This is a genomic window from Halopseudomonas sp. L-58, from assembly GCF_056859475.1.
Window position 1 is genome coordinate 62,536 of record NZ_JBSXON010000049.1, and the last position, 7,119, is coordinate 69,654.

At 53.2% G+C, this 7,119-nt stretch carries 10 protein-coding genes; 6 read left to right on the top strand and 4 right to left on the bottom strand.

The window, feature by feature from the left end; translation table 11 throughout:
• Positions 1–3 precede the first annotated feature (3 nt).
• From AC13EY_RS06060 to AC13EY_RS06070, 3 genes are read left to right on the top strand one after another with little or no spacing between them, the layout of a single operon-like run.
• A complete protein-coding gene (locus tag AC13EY_RS06060; protein ID WP_482876058.1) occupies positions 4–1,146 on the top strand; it encodes a toll/interleukin-1 receptor domain-containing protein in 1,143 nt (380 codons plus the stop codon).
• Between the two features lie 2 nt (positions 1,147–1,148).
• A complete protein-coding gene (locus AC13EY_RS06065; protein WP_228246826.1) occupies positions 1,149–1,721 on the top strand; it encodes an SLOG domain-containing protein in 573 nt (190 codons plus the stop codon).
• A gap of 25 nt (positions 1,722–1,746) precedes the next feature.
• Positions 1,747–2,319 (top strand): toll/interleukin-1 receptor domain-containing protein, encoded by a 573-nt coding sequence (locus AC13EY_RS06070; RefSeq protein WP_022963304.1) that lies wholly within the window; start codon positions 1,747–1,749, stop codon positions 2,317–2,319.
• 131 nt (positions 2,320–2,450) lie between these two features.
• Here AC13EY_RS06070 and AC13EY_RS06075 read toward each other — a convergent pair whose 3' ends face one another.
• Positions 2,451–2,798 (bottom strand): helix-turn-helix domain-containing protein, encoded by a 348-nt coding sequence (locus tag AC13EY_RS06075; protein ID WP_306361491.1) that lies wholly within the window; start codon positions 2,796–2,798, stop codon positions 2,451–2,453.
• Position 2,799: 1 nt separating this feature from the next.
• On the opposite strand from AC13EY_RS06075, the gene AC13EY_RS06080 reads away from it, so the two are divergent.
• The 3 genes from AC13EY_RS06080 to AC13EY_RS06090 are packed head-to-tail and all read left to right on the top strand — an operon-like array spanning position 2,800 to position 5,068.
• The gene (locus AC13EY_RS06080) at positions 2,800–3,015 is read left to right on the top strand and encodes a hypothetical protein (protein ID WP_028614920.1); all 216 of its coding nucleotides are present in this window, start codon (positions 2,800–2,802) and stop codon (positions 3,013–3,015) included.
• Between the two features lie 11 nt (positions 3,016–3,026).
• A complete protein-coding gene (locus AC13EY_RS06085; RefSeq protein WP_228246825.1) occupies positions 3,027–4,202 on the top strand; it encodes a tyrosine-type recombinase/integrase in 1,176 nt (391 codons plus the stop codon).
• Positions 4,202–5,068: an HD domain-containing protein gene (locus AC13EY_RS06090; RefSeq protein ID WP_482876055.1), complete on the top strand. Its 867-nt coding sequence runs from the start codon at positions 4,202–4,204 to the stop codon at positions 5,066–5,068. Before AC13EY_RS06085 ends, AC13EY_RS06090 begins: the two co-directional genes overlap by 1 nt.
• An 89-nt stretch (positions 5,069–5,157) precedes the next feature.
• Here AC13EY_RS06090 and AC13EY_RS06095 read toward each other — a convergent pair whose 3' ends face one another.
• The 3 genes from AC13EY_RS06095 to AC13EY_RS06105 are packed head-to-tail and all read right to left on the bottom strand — an operon-like array spanning position 5,158 to position 6,637.
• Complete coding sequence (locus AC13EY_RS06095) at positions 5,158–5,358, bottom strand: MbcA/ParS/Xre antitoxin family protein (RefSeq protein ID WP_040641001.1); 201 nt, start codon at positions 5,356–5,358, stop codon at positions 5,158–5,160.
• Positions 5,359–5,399: 41 nt separating this feature from the next.
• The gene (locus AC13EY_RS06100; protein WP_022963299.1) at positions 5,400–6,029 is read right to left on the bottom strand and encodes a metallophosphatase domain-containing protein; all 630 of its coding nucleotides are present in this window, start codon (positions 6,027–6,029) and stop codon (positions 5,400–5,402) included.
• Positions 6,026–6,637 (bottom strand): 3'-5' exonuclease, encoded by a 612-nt coding sequence (locus AC13EY_RS06105; RefSeq protein ID WP_228246823.1) that lies wholly within the window; start codon positions 6,635–6,637, stop codon positions 6,026–6,028. The genes AC13EY_RS06100 and AC13EY_RS06105 overlap by 4 nt, the downstream gene beginning before the upstream one ends.
• Positions 6,638–7,119 lie beyond the last annotated feature (482 nt).

The window sequence follows — 7,119 nt, forward strand, 5'->3', positions numbered from 1 at the left end:
TTTATGACCCCGATCTACCACCTCGCTGTGCTGGGCTCCCCAACCGAGGAGCAAATTACCGATCTGGAGGAGGCGGTTGGGAATGCTGTCGCCATGTTCGGCTTACGATTGGGGAAAGATGTTAGTTGGGAAATAGTGCCTGAGACATTTAATCCGGGGCAACAATGTTCCAGCGCAGTTGTGTTTTTCGGTGGATCGGGGGCAGATCATGCCAGTTTGCCGAGCTTGCTTCGGCGAGGTGTCCCAGTGATTCCGGTCGTATCTGATCTCCGACGTGTGGGAACTGACATACCGGTATTGCTGCAATCATTAAATTGTCTGTCGTATGCAGATGGCGGTGTAAAACGAGTTACTACAGCACTCCTAGAATGTGCAGGGCTGCTACCGAAGCAACGGCGTGTCTTTGTTAGTTACCGCCGAGATGAGGCAAAAGTGGCAGCACTTCAGATGTTTGACGCGCTATCATCCAGACATTTTGACGTTTTCCTCGATACTCATAGCATTGCACCTGCAGAGGACTTTCAGACCATGCTTTGGCACCGGCTCTGCGATTCTGATGTATTGTTGATGCTCGATACTGCGGATTATTTCAACAGCCGCTGGACTACGGCTGAATTTGGCCGAGCGCTTGCCAAGGGGATCAGTATCCTGCGAGTGGGTTGGCCTGAGGTTATGCCGTCTTCTCGGCTGGCTACTGCAAGTATTCTGGAACTTGCAGATGAGGACTTGGATGAAACCACAGGACGGATCAGAAATGCCGCGATAGGCCGAATATGCCGGCAACTGGAAGAAGTACGCAGCAAGAGTCACGCGGTGAGAATGGTGAACCTGATGAGTAATCTGCGTATCGGCATTGAATCGATAGGTGGCGCGGTGCTTGGGACGGGGACTGGAAGGGGGGTCCGGCTTCAACTCCCAACTGACGAGCTGATTGTGGTTTACCCAACGGTAGGGGTGCCAACGTCGATGACCATGCATGAAGCTTATCTGAACTCTCCAGATGAATCTGTGGCCATACTCTATGACCATGTGGGTTTGCACCCGCAATGGTTGACTCATTTGGATTGGCTGGGTCATTACATCCAGGCGACACGTTGGCTTAGAGCTTGCGAAGCTAGCTGGCAACTAGCAGATTGGAGGGGCTGAAGATGGGTACAATCTTCCTTTCGGCCAGCATCCCTGTTGTCGGTCGAGGAAGCTATTACGAGACGGCGGACCCTTTTCTCATTCAGTGTGCTGTGCGTGAGCTAGCGATTGCGACCCTGCGTCGGCATAAGATCGTATGGGGTGGTCACCCTGCAATTACGCCCATGATCTGGAGCATCTGTGAAGATCTGGGAGTTGATTACGCAAGCTCGGTGATCCTGTATCAAAGCCGCTTTTTTGAAGGGCGCTACCCAGAAGAGAATCAGCTGTTTGATAACGTGATATATACAGATGCAGTGCCTGGTAACCTTGCTGCCAGCTTGAAAGCGATGCGTGAAGCGATGCTTTCTCGGGATGATTTGGTCGGCGCTGTTTTCATTGGCGGTATGGACGGCGTAGAGGTCGAGTATGAGATCTTCAAGCGCTTCCATCCTGACACAGTCATTCTGCCGGTTGCCGCGCCGGGTGGTGCAGCGTTGAACCTAGCTCGTGACAAGGGGTACTTCTCGGGTAGGGAGCTCGAAGATATAGACTTCGCTACATTGTTCAATCGTTACCTACTCGTAACCGTATAGGCCATTGGTATAGAAGGAGATGAACATGGCGTTTTTCACTAAATCAGAAGCACGCAGGGCAGCTCAGAGAGCGACCGGTACGCGTAGCGCACAGGATGTATTACGAGACGGTCGAAAATCATACCGTGAGGATGATCACTTTGATGTGTTCCTCTCACACTCCATTAATGATGCTGAGCTTGTGCTTGGAATAAAAGTATTGTTGGAAGGACAAGGCCTACGGGTTTACGTGGACTGGATCGAGGACAAAGCCCTTGAGCGTGATCACGTTACCGTACAGACGGCGGAAGTTCTCCGGAAGCGCATGAAACAGTCGGACTCTCTGTTGTATCTGGCTACGGACAACGCCTCAAAGTCGAAATGGATGCCTTGGGAGCTGGGTTACTTTGATGGTTTCAAACCAGGTGGGGTGGGAGTTTTGCCAGTGCTCGATGAATCAGACGCCCCTTTTGAAGGGCAGGAGTATCTGGCATTGTATCCTGTCATGACTAAAGAGGACATTCCCCCGGCAAAGGAAGAACGGAATACTCGCCAGGTCCGCTTGCCAAAAAGGCACTTGGCCCCCCACTACATGGGGCATCCTAAAATCTGGCTCTGACCTGCCGGCCTACATTCGATCATCACAATGGGCTCCTGCCGACGTTCTCGTGCGCCTCCCATAAAGCCAAGCGTTCGCTTCCTGATGTAGGATCGAGCGTCCCACTTTTCTCCGCCTTGCCTTGGTGCGTTTCAAAGTAGTTGCTGGTCAGCGTGCTCCACCACCTCAAACAACTCCCCCACCTGAATATCCAAGTACCGACACAGCTGGTCGATTACATCCAGCTCCACCCGTGTTGCGGTTTCATTGTACAGCCGATGCAGAGTATTCCGGTTGATACCTGTGTCACGGGCCACTTCAGCAATTTTTTGCTTCCGCTCGCCCAAGATTCTAGAAAGGTGGCATTTGATCATAAAGCCTCTCTTTGGTGCAAAAAGACCTGTAGTAGTGAAAAAGTGCTTGCAATAGGTTTTGTGTGTGCTAAATTCTCTCCTGTAGGTCATTTGATTCTTCTGAAGAGAAAAAAGCGAGGCAAGCATTATGGCACATACCTATCTGACTACTGAAGAGCTGTCGGCTCGGATTAAGTACGACGTTCGCACCATCCGCCAATGCCTGAAGGATGCGGTTCTGCATGATGGGGTTCATTACATTCGCCCCTTTGGAGGACGGAAAATCCTGTTCATCTGGGAGCGGGTCGAAGAAACGATGCTGCAAGGCGATACCGCGCATCAGATCATTAAGAATCTGCAATAAAGGAGGCTGCCATGGGTAGCGTGAACGTACGAGATGGTCGCCTTTATCTGGATTTCCGGTATCGCAGTGTGCGTTGCCGGGAACATACCAAGTTGAGTGATTCGCCTGCCAATCGCAAGGCGTTGGCAGCGGTGCTGGCGAGACTTGAACTGGAGATTCAGCGCGGTACTTTTGATTACGGCAAGCATTTTCCGGAGAGCCCAAAAGTTGAGCACTTCCGGCAGATTGAGCAACTGGTTCAGCAGAAAGCGGTGGGCGGGAAAATGCTGTTCGAGGTATTTGCGAATCTGTGGTTGGAGGAGAAACGTGCAGAATGGCGCCTCAGTCACATAGAGACAATCGAAGGCATTCTGCGTTGTCACTTGGTGCCGTACTATCGGGGTAACCCCATAGGTGTCATCAGCAAAGGCGACATCATGGCTTTACGTGGCCAGTTGTGCCAAGCAGATGCGGAGACGGGGAAACAGCTCTCAGCCTCACGGGTCAACCACATCATGACGGCGCTGCGCATGATATTGAATGAAGCGGCTGAGCGTTTCGGGTATGAATCGCCGTGGCGCAATATCAAGGCATTGCCGATGCCCAGAGCAGACATCCATCCGTTCACGCTGAAAGAGGTTCGGTTGATCATTGATAATGTGCGCGCAGACTTTCGTTCCTACTACCTGGTGCGGTTCTTTACTGGCATGCGTACCGGGGAAATCGACGGCCTGACATGGGATAACGTCGACTTTGGCTCACGGCAGATTCACATTCGTCAGGCCTTGGTTCGTGGCCAGATTGAAAAGACCAAAACGGCGAGTTCGTACCGGACATTGGCTATGTCGCAGGTGGTTTACGATGGTCTGTATGAACAGTGGAAGCGGTCTGATGAAAAGAACCGCTTTGTATTCACCGCCAGGAATGGCCAGCCGCTGAACCACCGAAATGTAACGCGCCGCGTTTGGTATCCCTTGCTGGAATATCTCGGACTGGGGAAGCGTAACCCTTATCAGTCCAGACACACGGCTGCGACACTCTGGCTGGCGGCTGGAGAAAACCCGGAGTGGATTGCCAGGCAGCTGGGCCATGCGAATACAGGCATGCTGTTCCGCGTGTATTCACGTTACATCCCTAACCTGATCAGACAGGACGGTAGTGCGTTTGAGCAATTGCTGGATCAAGAGCTGTGTGAGGAGGTGGGCTGATGCGTTCATTGATAACACGAGCTCGCTCCTCCTTGTATTGGGTTGAGCAGCAACTAGAAGAAGGTGGGGCGCTCAATTGGTGCGTCACTGGGCTGGAACGAGAGCCTGCTCCTTCCTTGCCTTCGGAGCAGCTGCAACCCTGTAACTCTGATGGCCAGTGGGTTGTGGTGGAGTTTTCGACAGAAGGTGAAGGACGCGACCTTGTCAGGCTGCGACCCTTGCCGGACTGCATTCCTCGCTCGCAGGTGGAACGTCAGGCTCAATGGGCCAGCGGTTTGCAGAAGAGAACGCTGGTGAAAATCTGGAGTATGTTGGCTTACATCGACGATGAGCTACTGAAAGGCTTTCTGCTCGATGTGCTTATGGACGACCAACTGATGCTTGCATTCTGCCGTGATAGGGCCAGTCACGGCTACCATCACAACCATGTCGGCGGCTTGCTGGCTCACAGCTATGAAGTGGCAGTGAGTGCCGCCACGTTGTGTAGTCAGCATCAACTGGGTATGAGGACAACATGGGTCGCATTCATAGGAGGGTTGTTGCACGATATTGGTAAAGTCCGAATGTTTTATAACGACAGCAACGGGGTGTCTGGCGAACATGAGGCTTACAGCTTTATGGTGCTTTCAGCACCGCTGGAACACCTTCACATGAAGTCTGCTCCGCTGTTCGAGGCGCTGACTGCTTGCCTAGCGCTGAGCAGCTCCAGAGACTCAGATCCTTATCAGGTGGCTGGGATTGTGCGGATGTGCGATCGATTGTCTGCTGAAGTATGTAATTGGAGGAAAGCATTTGAGCGACGGCCCAGCCATTTCTGGTACGTAAAGTCGCAACATGATGGACGTATGTATAAGCGGCTCAATTGAAGGCTGCGATTGAGAGTCTGGAGATTGTAGTTTGCTCGCCAGCAGGGCGTCATTGCACAGGTCAGAGTCAGAGTAGCGCTTGCGGCAATCTATGTGACGACGCCATGCTCCAGCCGCCCGATTATCGTCAGCACAGCGGCGAGCCCCGCGTCGCTGTCGAGCAAGTCGATTGGCTTTGCGTCAAGTCCGCGTACGTAATACTGTAACCAGGATTTCGCGCGTTTCCTTGACTCCAGCAGCTGCTCAGCTGCCAGTAGTGCTTTTTCGTATCGCTCGGCTTTTTTGTCCATTTCGCTCACATACCTCAAATCAAGAAAGCGCACATGTGCCGTCAGGTTAGCCCAAAAACAACCGGGTAATTACTCGGCTCATACCACTCGGTGCAGGTGCTGGCGTTGATCAGTGTCGTACTGCGACGCTGATACATCCCATAGCCTTCATGGATATGCCCAAAGACGTGGGCCTTCAAGCGCAACGCATCAATGCGCTCCAGAAGGTCATAGCAGCCTACGTTGCTGCTACCGATGAACGTCGCATCACCGTAGCCCAGCGGTGGGCCGTGGGTGATCAGAACATCGGTATCATCTGGAATAAGCGCCCAGACATCCCGCAGCGGCTGCGCTCGCTCTAGCATGAACGCCCAGTCCATGAACGTCGGCGTCCAGGGTGAGCCCCAAAATCTCACACCATCAATCTCGACACCGCTGTCCTCCAGGTAGATTGCATTGGTCAGCAGCCCCCGCGCCTGTTCTGGCTCATCCTGAAAGGCCCGGTCATGATTACCGGCAATGACGATCTTGTGACGATGGGGCAGGGTGCCCAACCAGTCGTTGAGATCTTCAATATTGTCTAGCGTCCCCTGGCCCAAGCTGTCTCCGGCATGAATCAGTACATCTCCATCCGGAATCTCGGGAATGTGCCTGTGCAGACTGTGGGTGTCAGAGATGCAGACGAGTTTCATGGTTCCATTTCCGGACGTGTGAGCAGTTCGGGTTCCAGCGACCAGTCCATGAAGGGTAGCAGCCGGACGATATTGCGCGCATCATCCACACCCCGATGGTGCTGCCCTTCAAAGCTCAGTTCATGGTAAGCCAGCGCGCTCGCCAATCCTGTCTTTTTACGCTGTCCTGTGCTCCGTCGCCAGAGTCGTTTCAGGTTGAGATGGGGCACACTCAGAACAGTTGTGGATGCACCCAGCTGTTCGCATTGGGCCTGCATATGCAGACGGTCGTAGTTACCCCAACTGCACCAGATGAAGGAGTCTGCTGGCTGGCCGAGCCAGTGGTTCAAGGCATCGATCGCCTCCGGAAACCTGGGTGCCGCATCTGCCATGTCCTGGGTGAGACCGGTCAGTGACTGGCAGAACGCGCTCAGCTTGGGGTAGCGGGTAGGGCGAACCAAGAAGGAACGGCTGTCGAGCAACACACCGTCACGGGTGGCCAAGGCGCAGCCAATCTCGATTGGCTCCATGTTGTGCACACTCTGAGGCTGCCCGTCTGGAGCCACCTGGTCTTCCCAGCAGGTTGCCTCAAGATCAATGGTCAGAATGCGATCGGTTGGATGAGTCATGATGTGAACTGCCATGTCATTCTGATGACACTCCTCTAGTTATTAAGGCGGCGAGTAAGGGCCTGAATGCCATCTATCGTACCGGATATGCTTATGCCAAGGCAGGGCGTCTGTTGATGGATCTATGGCAGCGTGGCGAGTTCACCACTGACCTTTTCACACCGATACAACCGGAACAATCAGAGCGAGTCATGGGGGATGCTATGGTAATGGGGCGGCACATAATTAGTCTGGAGCGTCACAATATTGATGCACTCAAAGTCGTCGAGCACCCGTATCTCGAGTTTGCAGGGCTGAAAGATGATCAGACGTATTCCTGTCCATCATGAAATTCCACTTAATCCGGTTCTTCGACGCTTGGTGTGGAATTCATCCTTGGCCTTGGGTCACCATAAGCCCTCCACAATAACAGGAGGTGAGGTATGGACGACAACCAGATTCTGACCCTGGGGCTTGGTCTGCAAGCGCCTTGGAAGCTTGCC